Consider the following 16,409-nt stretch of genomic DNA (forward strand, 5'->3'; position numbering starts at 1 on the left):
CGCAGACATTAGCTGCGCGCCGCGCCGATCCGCGCGCCACTAGCGCAAATGATGGCGACCCGCCGCGCCCGGCTGCGCCGCGCTTGCGATCGCCATTAGCGCAAATGCACCACGTCACCGGCCGCGACGACGACGGTCTGCCCGCCGCTTTCCAGGCACAGCCGGCCCTGGTCGTCGATGGCGGTGGCGGTCCCGTCGACCTGTTTGCCGCCGGGCAGGTGCGCGCGCACCCGGTTGCCGAGGGTCAGGCTGCGCGCCCGGTAATCGGCGGCCAGGGCCCAGTCGGCCCCCCGCGCGGCGCGCCAGCCCACGATCCGCCGCCCCAGTTCGCGCAGCAGGGCCGACACCAGCCCGGTGCGGTCCGGCGCGGCGACCCCCAGGTCCAGCAGCGACCTGAGCATGGGGGCGCCGGGCCCGTCGATCTCCTCGGCGGACTGAGTCACGTTGAGCCCCAAGCCGATTACCACGACGGGCTTGGCCACCTCGGCCAGAATTCCGGCCAGCTTGCCTGGCGAATCCGGCGGGCCGGCCAGCACGTCGTTGGGCCACTTGAGACCGGCCTGCGCCCCGGTGCCCGCCAGCAGCGGCGTCACGGTGTCGACCACCGCCACCCCGGTGGCCAGCGGCAGCCAGCCCCATCCGGTGGTCGGGACGTCGACCACGCTGACCCCGACCGACATGGTGATCTGGGCCCGCGGCGTGGCCGACCAACCGCGGCCGTGCCGGCCGCGCCCGGCGGTCTGGTGCTCGGCGATCAGCACGGCGCCGGCGACGTCGTCGCCCGCCGCGGCGCGCGCCAGCAGGTCGGCGTTGGTGGAGCCGGTCTGCTCGACGACCTCGAGCTTGCGCCAGCCCAGCCCGGTGCCGATCAACTCGGCGCGCAACGCGCCCTCGTCCAGCGGTGCTCGAAGGCGATCTCGTTCCGTCACCGCACCCAGCCTAGAACTCAGGGCCGACGGTCGCGCATGTCCAGCACGGCCAAATGGCTGAACAGCATGCTGGTTCCGATCGGGTTGCCGCCGCCGGGATACGCCGTGCCGCTGGGCGCGGCCATGGTGTTACCCGCCGCGTAGAGGCCGGGGATCGGCGTGCCGGCCGTGTCGAGCACCCGCGCCGCGGTGTCGGTGCGCAGACCGCCCTTGGTGCCCAAATCGGAGATGCCGAAGGCGGCGGCGTGATACGGCGGGGAGTCGATGGGCACCAGCGGCGACGCGCCCGCCGAGAAGGCGCGGTCGAAGGCCTCGTCGCCGCGGCCGAAGTCCTCGTCGACACCGGCGGCGGCAAAACCGTTGAACCGCGCGACCGTCGCCGCCAACCGCTCGCCCGGCACGCCGATCTTCGCGGCGAGCTCGGTGAGGGTGTCCGCGGTGTGCCACAGGCCCGCCGCGACGTAGCGCTCGGTCTCGACGATGGAGACGTTGGCCGCCTTGACCGGCGGCACTTCGCCCTCCTTATCGTCATAGATCATCCAGTAGGGCAACGTGATCGACCCGTCGGCCAGTTGGGCGATGATCTCGCGGCCGGCCCGGTCGTAGGCCCGGGACTCGTTGACGAATCGCTCGCCGTCCTGGTTGACGAAGATGCCGCCGGTGAACCACAGCGCGAAGGCGGACCGGCCGTCGGGATGGGTCATGCCCGGCGACCACCAGGCCTGGTCGAGCAGGTCGGTGTCGGCCCCCGCCGCGATGCCGGCCTGCAGCGCCTGGCCGCGGCTTCCCGGGCCGCCCATGGTGTCTCGCGACGTTCCCGGCACCCCGTACCGGCGGCGCAGCTCCTCGTTGGCCTCGAAGCCCCCGGCGGCCAGCAGCACCCCCCGGCGGGCCCGGACCGCGCGGCGCTGCCCGGCGGTCTCGACGACGGCGCCCGTGACGCGGTCGTCGGTCACCACCAGCTCCACCAGCGCGGCGTCGCGGCGCAGCGACGCCGTCGGGTACTGGCCGATGGCCTTGAGGAACCGCGCGATCAGGGCGCGGCCCCCGACGTAGTAGTCCGACGGGGGTTCGGCGCCGAGCCGGTCGGTGTCCAGCGGCCCGCGGATCGCCTCGCGGAACTCGGGGGCGGCGGCCACCGCCAGCGGCTTGGCAGCGATGTGGCGCTGGCCGTCCAGGCGCGCCTTCGGCGCCTTGCCGTAATAGTCGGGCCAGGGCAGCGGCACGAACTTCAGGTTCGGGTCGGCTTCCAGGTATTCGATCAGCCGGGCGCCGCCGCGCACATACGTTTCCTGCAGCTCGCGCGGCGTACGGTCACCGACCACCGCGCGGTAATAGGTGAGCGCGTCCTCGATGGTGTCGTCGGTTCCCGCGCGCAGCAGCACGGGATTGCACGGGAACCACACGCCGCCCCCACCCGAATATGCGGTGGTGCCACCGAATTTCGACGTCGCCTCGACCAGCAGCACGTCGAGGCCCTCGCGCGCCGCGGTGTAGGCACCGGTCACGCCGCCTCCGCCGGAACCCGCGACCAGCACGTCACATTCGGCCGCCCAGTCGACCATCGCTACTCCTGCGCCGCCGTCAATACGGTTTGGATCGCCGGCGCCAGCCGCGCGATCAACGTGTCGCTGTCCGCTTCCGTGAGGATCCGCACTCCCACGATTCGTCGTCCGACGACGATACCGACCAACATCGACGCCGCCAGACCGGCGCGCAGCGCCGCGTCGTCGGGATCGCCCGGTCGCGAGCGGATGCCGTCGAGCAGCCGGGCCTGGATGAACTCGCGCAGCTGCTCGTTGGCCCCGGTTTTTGCCGCACCTTCCGCCACGGCTCCACGCAACATCGCCAGCAACGGTTCCGAGTCCCGCGGGTCGCCCTCCCACACATCGAAAAAGGCGCGCACCACTCGCTCGCCGAGGTGCTCGTCGGGACCTTCGAACGCGGATCCCAAGCGCGCCAATGCTTCCGGCGTGATCGACATGACCGCGCCGAACAGCTCGTCCTTCGACCGGAAGAACTGCATCACCAGCGACGCGTCGACCTCGGCGTCGGCGGCGACCCGCCTGATCGTCGTGGCGGCATAGCCGTCGGCGGCGAACCTGGCGCGAGCCGCGTCCAGGATGGCCTGCCGGGTGGTGTTCGCCCCCGGCCGGCGCCCGCGGCGCCCGGCGGCGACGGGCTTGGTGGTCATGGCGTCGGGTGAACCGGCAACTGCAGATACGAGGCGCGCGATCCCCCGGTGTGGACGACGTGCTGCCCGCTGTTGCGCGGCGCGTATTCGCGCAGTCCCGGCATCCAGGTGCCGAACAGGTTCCGCGCGCTGATGATCAGCCGCAGCTGCTCGCCGGGGTAGAACACGAGACCGATTGGCAGCAGCTCGATTTCGACCTCGACCACCTCGCCGGGCGTCAGCTTCTGCACTCGGTCGAAGCTATGCACGGGAACCTCATCGGTCGACGCAGCCTCGTCGCGATGGCGCATCGACACCCGCAAGCGGCCGTCGGAGCCCTTATACCGCAGGATCGACGCGCCCCGTTCGGTGAGGTCGTGGACTCGCGCGCTCTGATTGGGCACGGTGAACTGCTGCAGCGGCGTGCCGTAGCGGTCCAGCTTCTGGACGAAGACGAACAGGTCCATGTCGTCGGCGTCGGTCGCCTCCACCCACAGCCGCGCCTTCGGGTAGCCGACCAGCGTGGTCCGCCCGTCGAAGCGGACCAGAAACGAGACGAAATTCGGGTCGGCCTGCGCGGCGGAACCAGCCGGGTAGGCCGCGGTCGACGCCGCGGCAGGGATCTCGGTGCGCAGCGTTCGCGACGCGCCGTCCAGGTAGTACTTCGTGTAGGTGACCCCCGGCGGGGGGAACTGCTGCGCGGGCACACCGACCTGGTCGCCCCCCTCGAGGTCGAGCAGCGCGTAACGCACGCGCGGAGTCTGCTCCCAGCCGTTGTCGGCGCCCTTCAGAAAGTGGTCGAAGAACCGCCGCAGATCCTCCCTGTTCGTTTCGTCGTAGTAGTCCGGCCATTCCTGGCTGTTGTGGATGCGCAGCCACTTCTGGGACGAACCGAGGCGACGCCAGGCGCGGAACGTCCCCGCCGTGTGCAACGAGTTGGAGTAACTGGCCACGACGTACGCCGGCACGGTGACCCGCTCGACGCGCGGGATCTTGTTGCGCCACAGGTCGCTGAGCAGCGGGTAGCGCTCGGCCTCGGCGAGGATGTCCTCCTTGCGGCCCTTACCCCAGTAGCTGTTGTCCCGGAGCTGCCGGGCGAACCCGGTGTCGGGCATGCCGCCGCGCATCACCAGGTCGCGGTAGACGTCGCTGACGCCTTCCCAGGGGTTGATCGCCGCCAAGTGCGGCGGCTGCTCGGCGGCGGCGAACCACTGGGCGACCGCGAGGTAGGAGGTGCCGCTCATCGCGACCTTGCCGGTGCACCAGTCCTGGACGGCCAGCCACTCGATCAGGTCGTAGCAGTCCCGGCCCTCCTGGCGATCCCACAGGGCGCTGTCGCCGTCGCAGTCGGAGACCCCGCGAACATCCGGATTGCAGATCGCGTAGCCCTGCGCACACCAGTAAGCCGGGTCGGGGCCTTCGAACTTGTGCAACCCCGACACGATGTCGTTGGCCAGGCCGACCAGCCCGAACACCCCCATCGCCGCCGGGGCGCTGCCCTCCCCCTTGCCGTACGGGCTCCACGCCACGATCACCGGCACCTTCTCGTCGCCCGGCGGTCGCAGGATGTCGACGTACGTGGTGACGCCGTCGCGCATGGTGACCGCCACGTCCTTGTCCAGCACGATGTCGACCGGCAACTCCCGGAATGCCGGCGCGAGCCGAAAGCCGGCCGGCAGGGTGCGGGTGCCGGGATCGAACCCGCTCAGCACGCCGTACCTATCACCCGGTTGCAGCGGATGAGACGGCATGAACAGCATCTCGTCCCGGGAGTCGTCGGAAGCCACTCCTGCACCCTATGGCCCGGCGGACTAAAACTCAACGGCTGTTTATATTCGCGAATCGCCGTCGACTACTTAAGGGCTGCTTAAGGGAGACCGACAGGGCTGCCGATAACATCGCTGCCATGACGAGCGTTACCGACCACACTGCGGAACCCGCTGCCGAACACACCATCGACATCCACACCACCGCGGGCAAGCTCGCCGAGCTGCACAAGCGCCGCGAAGAGTCGCTGCACCCGGTGGGCGAAGAGGCCGTCGAGAAGGTGCACGCCAAGGGCAAGCTGACCGCCCGCGAGCGCATTCTCGCCCTGCTCGACGAGGACTCGTTCGTGGAGCTCGACGCGCTGGCGCGGCACCGCAGCAAGAACTTCGGCCTGGAGAACAACCGGCCGCTGGGCGACGGCGTGATCACCGGCTACGGCACCATCGACGGCCGCGACGTGTGCATCTTCAGCCAGGACGCCACGGTGTTCGGCGGCAGCCTCGGCGAGGTGTACGGCGAGAAGATCGTCAAGATCCAGGAGCTGGCGATCAAGACCGGCCGCCCGCTGATCGGCATCAACGACGGCGCCGGCGCGCGGATCCAGGAGGGCGTCGTCTCCCTGGGCCTGTACAGCAAGATCTTCCGCAACAACATCCTGGCGTCGGGCGTCATCCCGCAGATCTCGCTGATCATGGGCGCCGCCGCGGGTGGGCACGTCTATTCCCCCGCGCTGACCGACTTCGTCGTGATGGTCGACCAGACCAGCCAGATGTTCATCACCGGCCCCGACGTCATCAAGACCGTCACCGGCGAGGACGTCACCATGGAGGAGCTGGGCGGTGCCCACACCCACATGGCCAAGTCGGGCACGCTGCACTACGTCGCCTCCGGCGAGCAGGACGCCTTCGACTGGGTCCGCGATCTGCTGGGCTACCTGCCGCCCAACAACGCCACCGACGCGCCCCGCTACGCCGAGCCGCACCCGCCGGGCGCCATCGAGGACAACCTCACCGAGGAGGACCTCGAGCTGGACACGCTGATCCCGGACTCCCCCAACCAGCCCTACGACATGCACGAGGTGATCACCCGGATCCTCGACGACGACGAGTTCCTGGAGGTCCAGGGCGGCTACGCGCAGAACATCATCGTCGGATTCGGCCGCGTCGAAGGCCGGCCGGTCGGGATCGTGGCCAACCAGCCGACGCAGTTCGCCGGGTGCCTGGACATCAACGCCTCGGAGAAGGCCGCCCGGTTCGTGCGGACCTGCGACTGCTTCAACATCCCGATCATCATGCTGGTGGACGTCCCGGGCTTCCTGCCGGGCACCGGCCAGGAGTACAACGGCATCATCCGCCGCGGCGCCAAGCTGCTGTTCGCCTACGGCGAGGCCACGGTCCCCAAGATCACCGTCATCACCCGCAAGGCCTACGGCGGCGCCTACTGCGTGATGGGCTCCAAGGACATGGGCTGCGACGTCAACCTGGCCTGGCCGTCGGCGCAGATCGCCGTGATGGGCGCCTCGGGTGCGGTCGGGTTCGTCTACCGCAAGCAGCTTTCCGAGGCGGCCAAGGAGGGCAAGGACGTCGACGCGCTGCGCCTGCAGCTGCAGCAGGAGTACGAGGACACCCTGGTCAACCCGTACGTCGCCGCCGAGCGGGGATACGTCGACGCGGTGATCCCGCCGTCGCACACCCGCGGCTACATCGGCACCGCGCTGCGCCTGCTGGAACGCAAGATCTCCCACCTGCCCCCCAAGAAGCACGGGAACATACCGCTGTGAGCGAGACGACCGACAACGTGCAGACCGACGTGCCGGCCGACGCGGAAGCCCACGCGGCACCCCACGAGCCGCACATCCAGATCCTGCGGGGTGAGCCCACCGCCGAGGAGGTGGCCGCCCTGGTCGCGGTCCTGGGTTGCGCCGGTGGCGCGCCGGAGCCCGAACAGCCCGAGCGGACCCGTTGGGGCCTGCCGGTCGACCGGCTGCGGTTCGCGATGACGAACTATCAGCGGCTCACGTTCCAGCAGATGACCCACATGAGGCATTGACCCGCCTGGTGCTGGCGTCGGCCTCGACCGGCCGGCTCAAGGTGCTGCGCCAGGCCGGCGTCGACCCGCTAGTCGTGGTCTCCGGCGTCGACGAGGATGCCGTCGCCGCCGCGCTGGGCCCGACCGCGTCGCCCGGTGACGTGGTGTGCGCCCTGGCCGAAGCCAAGGCCCAGCGGGTGGCCGGCGGGCTGGACGGTGATGTCGCGGCCGATTGCGTTGTGGTGGGCTGTGATTCGATGCTGTCGATCGACGACCGGCTGTGCGGCAAGCCCGGGACGGCCGAGGCCGCCGCGAGCCAGTGGCGCCTGATGGCCGGCCGCTCCGGTGAGCTGCACACCGGGCACTGCCTGCTGCGGCTGCGCGACGGCGCCATCACCCACCGCGAAGTCGAATCGCGTTGCACCACAGTTCATTTCGCCACCCCGTCGGAGGCGGACCTGCGGGCCTACGTCGCGGACGGGGAACCGCGTCACGTGGCGGGCGGGTTCACCCTGGACGGCCTGGGCGGCTGGTTCGTCGACGGCATCGACGGCGACCCCTCGAACGTGATCGGCGTCAGCCTGCCGCTACTGCGGTCGCTGCTGGAGCGGGTCGGGCTGTCGGTGTCCGCGCTGTGGACGGCAGCGCCGAGCCGCTAAATCCGCAGGCCCGCTCCGCCTTCGGCGCCGAAGTACATGTCGGGCCCGAACCCTAGGGTCAAGCCATGACCACGTGGAGCGAGTTCACCGCCCAAGCCCCGCGCATCGCCGGCATCTTCACCCGTCGCCATCGAGCCAGCGGCAACCTGTGCATGCTGGCCACCCTGCGCTCCGACGGCTTCCCCCGGATCAGCCCGATGGAGCCGCGGATCTTCGAGGACGAGTTGTGGCTGCCGGGAATGCCGGCCACCACCAAGTTCCTCGATCTGGCGCGCGACCCGAGGTTTTGTCTGCACACCGCGACCGTCGACACCGAGGTGACCGACGGGGACGCGAAATTGTGGGGGCTGGCCCGCGTCGTTCCCTACGGCGCGGTGCACCGGCGCTTTGCCGAGGCGCTGTTCTCCGAAACCGGACTGGACCTGCGCGACCAGCGATTCGACCTGCTCGGCGCCGATGTCACCGGGGCATCGGCGGTCGAGGTCCGAGACGGCCACCTGGATGTCACCATCTGGAATCCCGGCGTGCCCGAGCGGGTGGTCCGCAAGCACTGACCTGCTGGCCGTTTCGGAGCTGGCGGTAGGCTCGGCAGTGTGGCATTACCCCCCGATCCAAGCCCGACATTGTCGGCCTACGCCCACCCCGAGCGCCTGGTCACCGCCGACTGGCTGTCCGCCAACCAAGGCACCCCCGGCCTGGCGATCGTCGAATCCGACGAGGACGTGCTGCTCTACGACGTCGGCCATATCCCCGGCGCGGTGAAGATCGACTGGCACACCGACCTCAACGACCCACGGGTCCGCGACTACATCGACGGCGCGCGGTTCGCGGAGTTGATGGACCGCAAGGGCATCGCCCGCGACGACACCGTGGTGATCTACGGCGACAAGAGCAACTGGTGGGCCGCCTACGCGCTGTGGGTGTTCACGCTGTTCGGCCACCCGGACGTGCGGCTGCTCAACGGCGGCCGCGACCTGTGGCTGGCCGAACGCCGGGAGACCACGCTGGACGTCCCCACCAAGACCTCCAGCGGCTATCCCGTCGTGACCCGCAACGACGGGCCCATCCGCGCCTTCAAGGACGACGTGCTGGGCATTCTCGGCAGCCAGCCGCTGATCGACGTGCGCTCGCCGGACGAGTACACCGGCAAGCGCACGCACATGCCCGAGTACCCGGAGGAAGGCGTGCTGCGCGGCGGCCACATCCCCACCGCGCGGTCGATCCCGTGGGCCAAGGCCGTCGACGAGAGCGGCCGCTTCCGCAGCCGCCAGGAACTCGAGGAGCTGTACGGGTTCATCGAGCCGGACGACAAGACCGTCGTGTACTGCCGCATCGGCGAGCGGTCCAGCCACACCTGGTTCGTGCTGACCCATCTGCTGGGCAAGCCCGGGGTGCGCAACTACGACGGATCGTGGACCGAGTGGGGCAACACCGTGCGCACGCCGATCGTGGCGGGTGAAGAGCCGGGCACCGTCGAAGTCTGATGGCGGCGCCGCGATGACCATGCCCGCTCCCCTGGCCGAGGTGGTGTCCGACTTCGCCGAAGTCGAGGGCCAGGACAAGCTGGCGCTGCTGCTGGAATTCGCCAACGAGCTGCCGGCGCTGCCGCCCGACCTGCAAGAGGCGGCCATGGAGCCGGTGCCCGAGTGCCAGACGCCGCTGTTTTTGCATGTCGACGCCAGCGACCCCGACCGGGTGCGGCTGCACTTCAGCGCGCCCGCCGAATCGCCCACCACCCGTGGGTTCGCGTCGATTCTGGCCGCCGGTCTGGACGAGCAGCCCGCCGCCGCGATTTTGGCGGTGCCCGAGGATTTTTACGCCGACCTGGGCCTGGCCGCTCTGATCAGCCCGCTGCGTTTGCGCGGGTTGTCGGCGATGTTGGCCCGCATCAAGCGCAGGCTGCGCGAGTCGTCCTGAAAAAAGGTGGGCCGCCTCGTCGGGCCCAACGGCGCGGCGCTTAGACTTCCCGAGAACTCGTTGTAAGAAATTCTCTTAGAGAAGCCCGCAGAAATACGTCTGCGGTTATGCCAAACAGGAGGCGCTGTGGCTAGTCACGCCAGCTCGAGGATCTCCAAAGTGCTCGTCGCCAACCGCGGCGAAATCGCTGTCCGGGTGATCCGCGCGGCCCGCGATGCGGGCCTGTCCAGCGTGGCGGTGTACGCCGAGCCCGACGCCGACGCGCCGCACGTGCGTCTGGCCGACGAGGCGTTCGCGTTGGGTGGTCAGACGTCGGCCGAGTCCTACCTGGACATCGGCAAGCTCCTCGACGCGGCGGCCAAGTCGGGCGCCAACGCCGTCCACCCCGGCTACGGGTTCCTCTCGGAGAACGCCGATTTCGCCCAGGCGGTGCTGGACGCGAACCTGATCTGGATCGGGCCCAGCCCGCAGTCCATCCGCGACCTCGGTGACAAGGTCACCGCCCGCCACATCGCCGCCCGCGCGCAGGCGCCGCTGGTGCCCGGCACCCCCGACCCGGTCAAGGACGCCGATGAGGTGGTGGCCTTCGCCAAGGAGTACGGCGTGCCGATCGCCATCAAGGCGGCGTTCGGCGGCGGCGGCCGCGGCATGAAGGTGGCCCGCACCATCGAAGAGATCCCCGAGCTGTTCGAGTCGGCCACCCGCGAGGCCGTCGCCGCGTTCGGCCGCGGCGAGTGCTTCGTCGAGCGCTACCTGGACAAGCCGCGCCACGTGGAGGCCCAGGTGATCGCCGACCAGCACGGCAACGTCATCGTCGCCGGCACCCGCGACTGCTCGCTGCAGCGCCGGTTCCAGAAGCTGGTGGAGGAGGCCCCCGCGCCGTTCCTGACCGACGCGCAGCGCAAGGAGATCCACGAGTCGGCGAAGCGGATCTGCAAGGAGGCGCACTACTACGGCGCCGGCACCGTCGAGTACCTGGTCGGCCAGGACGGCCTGATCTCCTTCCTGGAGGTCAACACCCGCCTGCAGGTCGAGCACCCGGTCACCGAGGAGACCGCCGGCATCGACCTGGTGCTGCAGCAGTTCAAGATCGCCAACGGCGAGAAGCTGGACCTCACCGAGGACCCGACGCCGCGCGGGCACGCCATCGAGTTCCGGATCAACGGCGAGGACGCCGGACGCGGCTTCCTGCCCGCGCCCGGCCCGGTCACCCGCTACGACATCCCGACCGGACCCGGCGTGCGGCTGGACTCGGGCGTGGAGGCCGGTTCGGTCATCGGCGGCCAGTTCGACTCGATGCTGTCCAAGTTGATCGTGTACGGCGCCACCCGCGAGGAGGCGCTCGCCCGCTCGCGGCGCGCGCTGGACGAATTCCACGTCGAGGGTCTGGCCACGGTCATCCCGTTCCACCGGGCCGTGGTGTCCGACCCGGCGTTCATCGGTGACGGCGAAAGCTTCTCGGTGCACACCCGCTGGATCGAGACCGAGTGGAACAACACCATCGAACCGTTCACCGGCGGCGAGCCTCTCGACGAAGAGGACGCCCGGCCGCGCCAAAAGGTGGTCGTGGAGGTCGGCGGCCGCCGGCTCGAGGTGTCGCTGCCCGGCGACCTGGCGCTGTCGAACGGCGGCGCCGCCGATCCGGCCGGAGTCATCCGCAAGAAGCCCAAGCCGCGCAAGCGCGGGGCGCACGCGGGTGCGGCCGCCTCCGGCGACGCGGTGACCGCGCCCATGCAGGGCACCGTGGTCAAGGTCGCGGTCGAGGAGGGCCAGGAGGTCGCCGCGGGCGATCTGGTCGTGGTGCTCGAGGCGATGAAGATGGAGAACCCGGTCACCGCGCACAAGGACGGTGTCATCACCGGACTTGCGGTCGAGCCCGGCGCCGCCATCACCCAGGGCACCGTGCTCGCCGAGATCAAATAACGCTCCCTGAGAGATTTCCCAGACACGTTGTAGGCCTTGGCCACCGCGAGTAGGGTTGCGGGCAAGGTTGAGTTCACAGCCGCCCGGGATACGTTCGTGACGTGGGTAGGCGGAATTCCCTTCATCTGGCGAATTTCCTTCGCACGGCTTACGTATCGACATAACAAATCCCCGCAGGGGATATGGAGTCAACAATGTCTGTGGCCCAATCCTGGCAACAAAGCCGCACAGCACAATTCACCGCCCGCTGGGGCCCGACGGGCACCCTGATCACGGTCGACGGTGAGCTCGATGCGGCCAACGCCGACCAACTCGCCGCCTACGTGCGGCAGAGCACCAATCGTTCGCGGCGGGTGATCCTCGACCTACGCGGCCTGAAATTCATTGGCACGGCGGGCTTTTCCGCCCTGCACCGGATCAACGTCGCGTGCTCGGCCGCCCAGGTGTCCTGGGCCATGGCACCCAGCCCGGCGGTGGCGAGGTTGTTGCGGGTCTGCGACCCCGACGCCACGCTGCCGGTGACGACGCCGCGGGCCGAGCCGCTGCTGGAGCCGCTCCGCGTTGACGACGAAGACGAAGAGCCCCGGGCGCTACTGCAACTGGTCCCGGAGCCGCGTTAGCGACTTCGCCAGCAGGCGCGACACGTGCATCTGGGAGATGCCGACCCGCTCGGCGATCTGGGTCTGTGTCATCGACTCGAAGAACCGCAGCACCAACACCGTTCGCTCCCGCTCGGGCAGCGCCTCGAGCAGGGGTCGTAGCGATTCCTGGTCCTCGATGCGGTCCAGTCCGGTGTCGACGTCACCCAGGGTGTCCGCGATGGCGCGGGCTTCCTCTTCCTCGCTGCCGCCGCCGCTGTCGATCGACAACGTGTTGTAGGAGCTTCCGGCCACCAGGCCCTCGACCACCTCTTCGCGGTCCATTTCGAGCTCGGCGGCGAGTTCGGTCGCCGTCGGCGCCCGGCCCAGCCGCTGCGACAGGTCGGCGGTGGCGGTGCCCAGGCGCAGGTGCAGTTCCTTGAGCCGCCGCGGGACCTTGACCGACCAGCTGTTGTCGCGGAAGTGGCGGCGGACCTCGCCCATGATCGTCGGCACCGCGAAGGACACGAAGTCCGACCCGGCCTCGACGTCGAAGCGGACGACGGCGTTGACCAATCCGACGCGCGCCACCTGGACCAGGTCGTCGCGCGGTTCGCCGCGACCCTCGAAGCGGCGCGCGATGTGGTCGGCCAGCGGCAGGCAGCGCTCGACGATCTTGTCCCGTTGACGTTGGAATTCCATGGAGTCGGGCGTGATGTTGGCCAACTCACGGAACATGTCCGGAACATCGGCGTATTCGTTCGGACGTGAAACCGAACCGCCGGCAGCTCGCGCTGTCACCTGCTGGAGGCCGCCCGTCGCGCCGTCAGCGTGATGCCGAAAACACTGCCGGTTTCATTGGGTTCGCGACCGTCATGGAAAGTCTGGACGTCGTCGGCCAACGACGTCAGCACGTGCCAACTGAAGCTGCCGGGCGCCACCACGTCGTGGGTGTCACATGCCGCGGAGGCTTCCACCACCAATTGGTCGTCTTGCGGGTCGACCACGACGATCAGGGTCGCGTCGGGAGTGGCCGAACGAATCAACCGGGTGCACACTTCGTCGACCGCGAGCCGCAGGTCCGCCACCGCGTCGAAATCCAGGTCCTCGAAGGTGCCGATAGCACCGACCAGGGTGCGCAGCATCGCGAGGTTCTCCAGTCGCGCAGCAACGTGGAGCTCGACGGCGCGGTGGCCGCGCGGACGCTTGTTAGCGTGCAATCCAGCATCGTTCATATGGTCTCCCGGCAATGTTTGACTGACACTACTACTGCTTCGCAGCCCACCGTGGACCTCGCGCTCGAGCCGGTTAGTCATGATCGCCGCCGGGTATTCGGCCCGATGTGCGTGGGCCTGACACGACAGACACAGACGCGACGCGCCGGTACACGCGCGTCGCGGTGATCGCCGGGGTCACGCTGGTCGTCTTGCTCCTGGTCGCAGTGGGCATTTATGTCGGTGTGTTCGTGATGTTGTCCCCCATGATGGGGTGACCACGCAAACGCAACCGTTCCGGCACTCATCATGGTGCAGACCTGATACCCACAAGTCCGCGGCCGTAACCGCCGATTCGGCTTTCATGCGATATTTCACACAGCGCGGCGTCCGGGCAGGTCACCGGCGAAAAAGGCGGCCGAGTCGGTGCCGGATCGGCGGCCCTAGCTGGCCGGCCACTGCCGGTGCACCTCGGGATGTTCGGTGTACCAGCGATCGGCGATCCGGCGAATCCTGCGGTGCTCCACCGCCAGCCAGGCCAGCCCCAGCACCGTGGCGATGACCGCGACGACGCCCGCGGTCATGCCCTCGTGGTGATGTCCGCTGCCGAAGGCCGCCAGACTGCCGCAAGCCCCGATCACGCCCGCGACGACTAAGAGGTAGCCAGGCCAGTGCAAGACGTCGATCAGCGACTCGCCGGCGAGCGGTCGCGTGGTCCTCAGATGGTCGACGGGGTCATGGTAGGTGTCTCCCATAGCTGCTCCTCACCGCACCATCAACGTTAGATCGCGGGAGAACAAACCTAAAGAGCCAGTACCGGCCCTGCGATCGGAGCGACACCCATGGCGACCATCAGCGCCATCGCCGTCAGCAAGAACCAGCCCGCGCCGTGCCAACCCCACCAGGTCCCCTCGGCCTTCCACACCCGATAAGTGCGCACGAACGCCCAGACCCCGGCGACCAGGGCGATGAGCGGGCCGCCGAACGCCAACAGGGTGCGCTGGGGCGGACCGCATGCCACGGTGTCCACATTCACCCCCGGGCAAGTACTCACCCACACCGCCGCGATCAATAGGAAGCCGACGGCAGCGAGCGTGGCCAGCACGGTGAACCGGACGGCGGCCAGCACCTCGCCGTCCTCCTGTCCCAGGCGATCACCACCTGATCGCGCATCCGCTTTCTGCATCGTTGTCACCTCCCCTTCGGGGCCTCACGCTTATCTTTTATTCGTTCGCCGCGTCGCATTGGTTACCGCGCTAGCTTCTGGGCAGCAGTCGCGCGCTGGTAGCAGCGGAAGGCGCAGGGGTTCAAATACCCCGCGGCAAACCGGGGTAAACCGGCTCGGCGTGAGGTCAACTCGCTAATTCAGGGTCCGCAGCGCGGCGCGGATGGCGCGGATCGCGGCGTCGATCTCCGCGCGCGAGACGGTCAGCGCCGGACGGAACCGGACACCGTCGTCGCCCGAGGGCAGCACGATCACCGCGCGCCGCCACAACAGGCGGATCAATTCGTCGCGGTCGGCGGCGCTGGGCAGGCTGAACGCGCACATCAGGCCGCGCCCCCGGGGGTCGAGCACGACGCCGGGAAATTCCTCGGCGAGCTCGTCGAGGCGGTCGCGCAGGTGGGCGCCGTGCTCGGCGGCGTGGGTGAACAGGTCGTCGGCCTCGATCACCTCCAGGATGCGGCGGGCGCGCACCATGTCGGCCAGGTTGCCGCCCCATGTCGAGTTCAGCCGCGACGGGACCGCGAAGACGTTTTCGGCGACCTCGTGAACCCGGCGGCCCGCCATGATCCCGCACACCTGGGTCTTCTTCCCGAACGCCACCACGTCGGGCGGCACGCCCAATTGCTGGTAGGCCCACGGCGTTCCGGTCAGGCCGCAGCCGGTCTGCACCTCGTCGAAGATCAGCAGGGCGTCGTGGGAGTCGCACAGCTCGCGCATGGCCGCGAAGAACTCGGGCCGGAAGTGACGGTCGCCGCCCTCGCCCTGGATGGGCTCGGCCACGAAGCATGCGATGTCGTGCGGGTGTGCTTCGAAGGCCGCCCGGGCCTGGCGCAGCGACTCGGCTTCGAGCGCCGCCATGGCCGCCCCGTCCAGGCCGGGCCGGAGGAACGGGGCATCGATGCGCGGCCAGTCGAACTTGGGGAAGCGGGCGACCGTTGCCGGCTTGGTGTTGGTCAGCGACAGCGTGTATCCGCTGCGACCGTGGAAGGCGCCGCGCAGGTGCAGCACCCGGGTGCCCAGCCCGGGATCGATCCCGCGGGCTTCGTTGAGCCGGCTCTTCCAGTCGAACGCCACCTTGAGCGCGTTCTCCACCGCCAGCGCGCCGCCGTCGACGAAGAACAGGTGCGGCAGGGCCGGATCGCCCAGCACCCGGGCGAACGTCTGCACGAAGCCGGCCATCGCGACCGAGTACACGTCGGAGTTGCTCGGCTTGTTCAGCGCGGCCTGGGTCAGCTCGGCGCGAAACTGCTCGTCGCCGGCCAGCGCGGGGTGGTTCATGCCCAGCGCCGACGACGCGAAGAAGGTGAACATGTCCAGGTAGCGCCGCCCGTCGCGGGCGTCGTACAGGTAGGAGCCCGCGGAGCGGGCCAGGTCGAGCACGAAGTCGAAGCCATCCACCTGAATGCTGCGCGCCAGCACCTCGTGCACCCGTTCGGGCTCGGTGCGCCGGCCGGTGAAGCGGTCCAGGGTGGCGGTCATGGCGCTCATGGTAGCCGATTTTTACGGAATCATGAGGGATGCGCCGTATATTTTATGGTATTCGTTGCCTATCGGTGTAAAAAGTATTCAATATGATGGTGCTTCGCGTCCTGACGTTCGCGGTGGTCCGGATCCGCTGCAGCAGGTCTTCCAGCGCCCGGGCGGACTCGACACGCACCAGCAGGACGTAGCTCTCCTCGCCGGCCACCGAGTGACACGATTCGATCTCCTCGATGTGTTCGAGGCGGGCGGGCGCATCATCGGGTTGAGAGGGATCCAAGGGAGTGATGGCCACGAACGCCGACAGCAGGTGCCCGACCGCCTCCGGGTCGATGCGCGCCGAGTATCCCGCGATCACCCCCCGCGCCTCGAGCCTGCGCACCCGCGACTGCACCGCCGAGACCGACAACCGGGCGCTGGCGGCCAGCTCCGCCAGCGTCGCGCGGCCGTCGGCGACCAACTCGCGCACCAGAATCCGGTCGACCTCGTCGAGCGTCTCACTCATGGCCGGAGACTA

The 16,409-nt window shown here is 69.2% G+C and carries 18 protein-coding genes; 8 read left to right on the plus strand and 10 right to left on the minus strand.

Features of this window, described 5'->3' with window-relative positions:
* Positions 1 to 95 precede the first annotated feature (95 nt).
* Genes A5624_RS17320 through A5624_RS17335 form a run of 4 tightly spaced genes read right to left on the minus strand, consistent with a single transcriptional unit; the run spans position 96 to position 4,889 of the window.
* On the minus strand, positions 96 to 929 hold the full coding sequence (locus A5624_RS17320) for a biotin--[acetyl-CoA-carboxylase] ligase (RefSeq protein WP_066868527.1): 834 nt from the start codon (positions 927 to 929) through the stop codon (positions 96 to 98).
* A 17-nt stretch (positions 930 to 946) separates the two neighbouring features.
* Positions 947 to 2,494: an FAD-binding protein gene (locus A5624_RS17325; protein WP_066868529.1), complete on the minus strand. Its 1,548-nt coding sequence runs from the start codon at positions 2,492 to 2,494 to the stop codon at positions 947 to 949.
* 2 nt (positions 2,495 to 2,496) lie between these two features.
* Entirely contained in the window at positions 2,497 to 3,123 is a 627-nt protein-coding gene (locus A5624_RS17330) for a TetR/AcrR family transcriptional regulator (RefSeq protein ID WP_066868531.1), read from the minus strand.
* Positions 3,120 to 4,889, minus strand: coding sequence for a CocE/NonD family hydrolase (locus tag A5624_RS17335; protein ID WP_197518978.1), 1,770 nt, complete (start codon positions 4,887 to 4,889; stop codon positions 3,120 to 3,122). The genes A5624_RS17330 and A5624_RS17335 overlap by 4 nt, the downstream gene beginning before the upstream one ends.
* A 119-nt stretch (positions 4,890 to 5,008) precedes the next feature.
* Between A5624_RS17335 and A5624_RS17340 the strand changes: the two genes are divergently transcribed.
* The 8 genes from A5624_RS17340 to A5624_RS17375 all read left to right on the plus strand — a co-directional run bounded on the left by A5624_RS17340 (position 5,009) and on the right by A5624_RS17375 (position 12,016).
* Positions 5,009 to 6,649, plus strand: coding sequence for an acyl-CoA carboxylase subunit beta (locus A5624_RS17340; protein WP_066868533.1), 1,641 nt, complete (start codon positions 5,009 to 5,011; stop codon positions 6,647 to 6,649).
* 17 nt (positions 6,650 to 6,666) lie between these two features.
* Positions 6,667 to 6,918 (plus strand): acyl-CoA carboxylase subunit epsilon, encoded by a 252-nt coding sequence (locus tag A5624_RS17345; protein WP_066868588.1) that lies wholly within the window; start codon positions 6,667 to 6,669, stop codon positions 6,916 to 6,918.
* Positions 6,915 to 7,556 carry a nucleoside triphosphate pyrophosphatase gene (locus tag A5624_RS17350; protein ID WP_066868535.1) on the plus strand — a complete coding sequence of 214 codons (642 nt, stop codon included), beginning with the start codon at positions 6,915 to 6,917 and terminating at the stop codon, positions 7,554 to 7,556. Before A5624_RS17345 ends, A5624_RS17350 begins: the two co-directional genes overlap by 4 nt.
* Positions 7,557 to 7,621: 65 nt before the next feature.
* Positions 7,622 to 8,110 carry a pyridoxamine 5'-phosphate oxidase family protein gene (locus A5624_RS17355; RefSeq protein ID WP_066868537.1) on the plus strand — a complete coding sequence of 163 codons (489 nt, stop codon included), beginning with the start codon at positions 7,622 to 7,624 and terminating at the stop codon, positions 8,108 to 8,110.
* Positions 8,111 to 8,149: 39 nt separating this feature from the next.
* Positions 8,150 to 9,040, plus strand: coding sequence for a sulfurtransferase (locus A5624_RS17360; RefSeq protein WP_066868538.1), 891 nt, complete (start codon positions 8,150 to 8,152; stop codon positions 9,038 to 9,040).
* Positions 9,041 to 9,053: 13 nt separating this feature from the next.
* A complete protein-coding gene (locus A5624_RS17365; protein WP_066868540.1) occupies positions 9,054 to 9,473 on the plus strand; it encodes a SufE family protein in 420 nt (139 codons plus the stop codon).
* Positions 9,474 to 9,599: 126 nt separating this feature from the next.
* Positions 9,600 to 11,396, plus strand: a complete 1,797-nt coding sequence (locus tag A5624_RS17370; RefSeq protein WP_066868542.1) for an acetyl/propionyl/methylcrotonyl-CoA carboxylase subunit alpha — start codon at positions 9,600 to 9,602, stop codon at positions 11,394 to 11,396.
* A 182-nt stretch (positions 11,397 to 11,578) separates the two neighbouring features.
* Positions 11,579 to 12,016, plus strand: coding sequence for an STAS domain-containing protein (locus tag A5624_RS17375; RefSeq protein WP_066868545.1), 438 nt, complete (start codon positions 11,579 to 11,581; stop codon positions 12,014 to 12,016).
* Here A5624_RS17375 and A5624_RS17380 read toward each other — a convergent pair.
* The 6 genes from A5624_RS17380 to A5624_RS17405 all read right to left on the minus strand — a co-directional run bounded on the left by A5624_RS17380 (position 11,987) and on the right by A5624_RS17405 (position 16,397).
* Complete coding sequence (locus tag A5624_RS17380; protein WP_066868547.1) at positions 11,987 to 12,775, minus strand: RNA polymerase sigma factor SigF; 789 nt, start codon at positions 12,773 to 12,775, stop codon at positions 11,987 to 11,989. The two genes, A5624_RS17375 and A5624_RS17380, sit on opposite strands and share 30 nt — an antisense overlap.
* Positions 12,772 to 13,209: an ATP-binding protein gene (locus A5624_RS17385; RefSeq protein WP_007773234.1), complete on the minus strand. Its 438-nt coding sequence runs from the start codon at positions 13,207 to 13,209 to the stop codon at positions 12,772 to 12,774. The genes A5624_RS17380 and A5624_RS17385 overlap by 4 nt, the downstream gene beginning before the upstream one ends.
* A gap of 422 nt (positions 13,210 to 13,631) precedes the next feature.
* Positions 13,632 to 13,943: a protein UsfY gene (usfY, locus tag A5624_RS17390; RefSeq protein WP_066868549.1), complete on the minus strand. Its 312-nt coding sequence runs from the start codon at positions 13,941 to 13,943 to the stop codon at positions 13,632 to 13,634.
* Between the two features lie 47 nt (positions 13,944 to 13,990).
* Entirely contained in the window at positions 13,991 to 14,374 is a 384-nt protein-coding gene (locus A5624_RS17395; RefSeq protein WP_066868551.1) for a hypothetical protein, read from the minus strand.
* A 174-nt stretch (positions 14,375 to 14,548) separates the two neighbouring features.
* On the minus strand, positions 14,549 to 15,892 hold the full coding sequence (gene lat, locus A5624_RS17400; protein WP_066868589.1) for an L-lysine 6-transaminase: 1,344 nt from the start codon (positions 15,890 to 15,892) through the stop codon (positions 14,549 to 14,551).
* Positions 15,893 to 15,944: 52 nt separating this feature from the next.
* On the minus strand, positions 15,945 to 16,397 hold the full coding sequence (locus A5624_RS17405) for an Lrp/AsnC family transcriptional regulator (protein WP_066868553.1): 453 nt from the start codon (positions 16,395 to 16,397) through the stop codon (positions 15,945 to 15,947).
* Positions 16,398 to 16,409 lie beyond the last annotated feature (12 nt).

This window comes from Mycobacterium sp. 1482292.6, assembly GCF_001672995.1.
Taxonomy (GTDB): Bacteria; Actinomycetota; Actinomycetes; order Mycobacteriales; family Mycobacteriaceae; genus Mycobacterium; species Mycobacterium europaeum_A.

What these genes read in the sequence shown, in the direction of transcription:
- A5624_RS17325 (WP_066868529.1), bottom strand. Translation starts at nt 2,494, where the DNA reads ATGGTCGACTGGGCGGCCGAATGTGACGTGCTGGTCGCGGGTTCCGGC.
- A5624_RS17330 (WP_066868531.1), bottom strand. Translation starts at nt 3,123, where the DNA reads ATGACCACCAAGCCCGTCGCCGCCGGGCGCCGCGGGCGCCGGCCGGGG.
- A5624_RS17340 (WP_066868533.1), top strand. Translation starts at nt 5,009, where the DNA reads ATGACGAGCGTTACCGACCACACTGCGGAACCCGCTGCCGAACACACC.
- A5624_RS17355 (WP_066868537.1), top strand. Translation starts at nt 7,622, where the DNA reads ATGACCACGTGGAGCGAGTTCACCGCCCAAGCCCCGCGCATCGCCGGC.
- A5624_RS17365 (WP_066868540.1), top strand. Translation starts at nt 9,054, where the DNA reads ATGACCATGCCCGCTCCCCTGGCCGAGGTGGTGTCCGACTTCGCCGAA.
- A5624_RS17375 (WP_066868545.1), top strand. Translation starts at nt 11,579, where the DNA reads ATGGAGTCAACAATGTCTGTGGCCCAATCCTGGCAACAAAGCCGCACA.
- A5624_RS17385 (WP_007773234.1), bottom strand. Translation starts at nt 13,209, where the DNA reads ATGAACGATGCTGGATTGCACGCTAACAAGCGTCCGCGCGGCCACCGC.
- usfY (WP_066868549.1), bottom strand. Translation starts at nt 13,943, where the DNA reads ATGGGAGACACCTACCATGACCCCGTCGACCATCTGAGGACCACGCGA.
- A5624_RS17395 (WP_066868551.1), bottom strand. Translation starts at nt 14,374, where the DNA reads ATGCAGAAAGCGGATGCGCGATCAGGTGGTGATCGCCTGGGACAGGAG.
- lat (WP_066868589.1), bottom strand. Translation starts at nt 15,892, where the DNA reads ATGACCGCCACCCTGGACCGCTTCACCGGCCGGCGCACCGAGCCCGAA.
- A5624_RS17405 (WP_066868553.1), bottom strand. Translation starts at nt 16,397, where the DNA reads ATGAGTGAGACGCTCGACGAGGTCGACCGGATTCTGGTGCGCGAGTTG.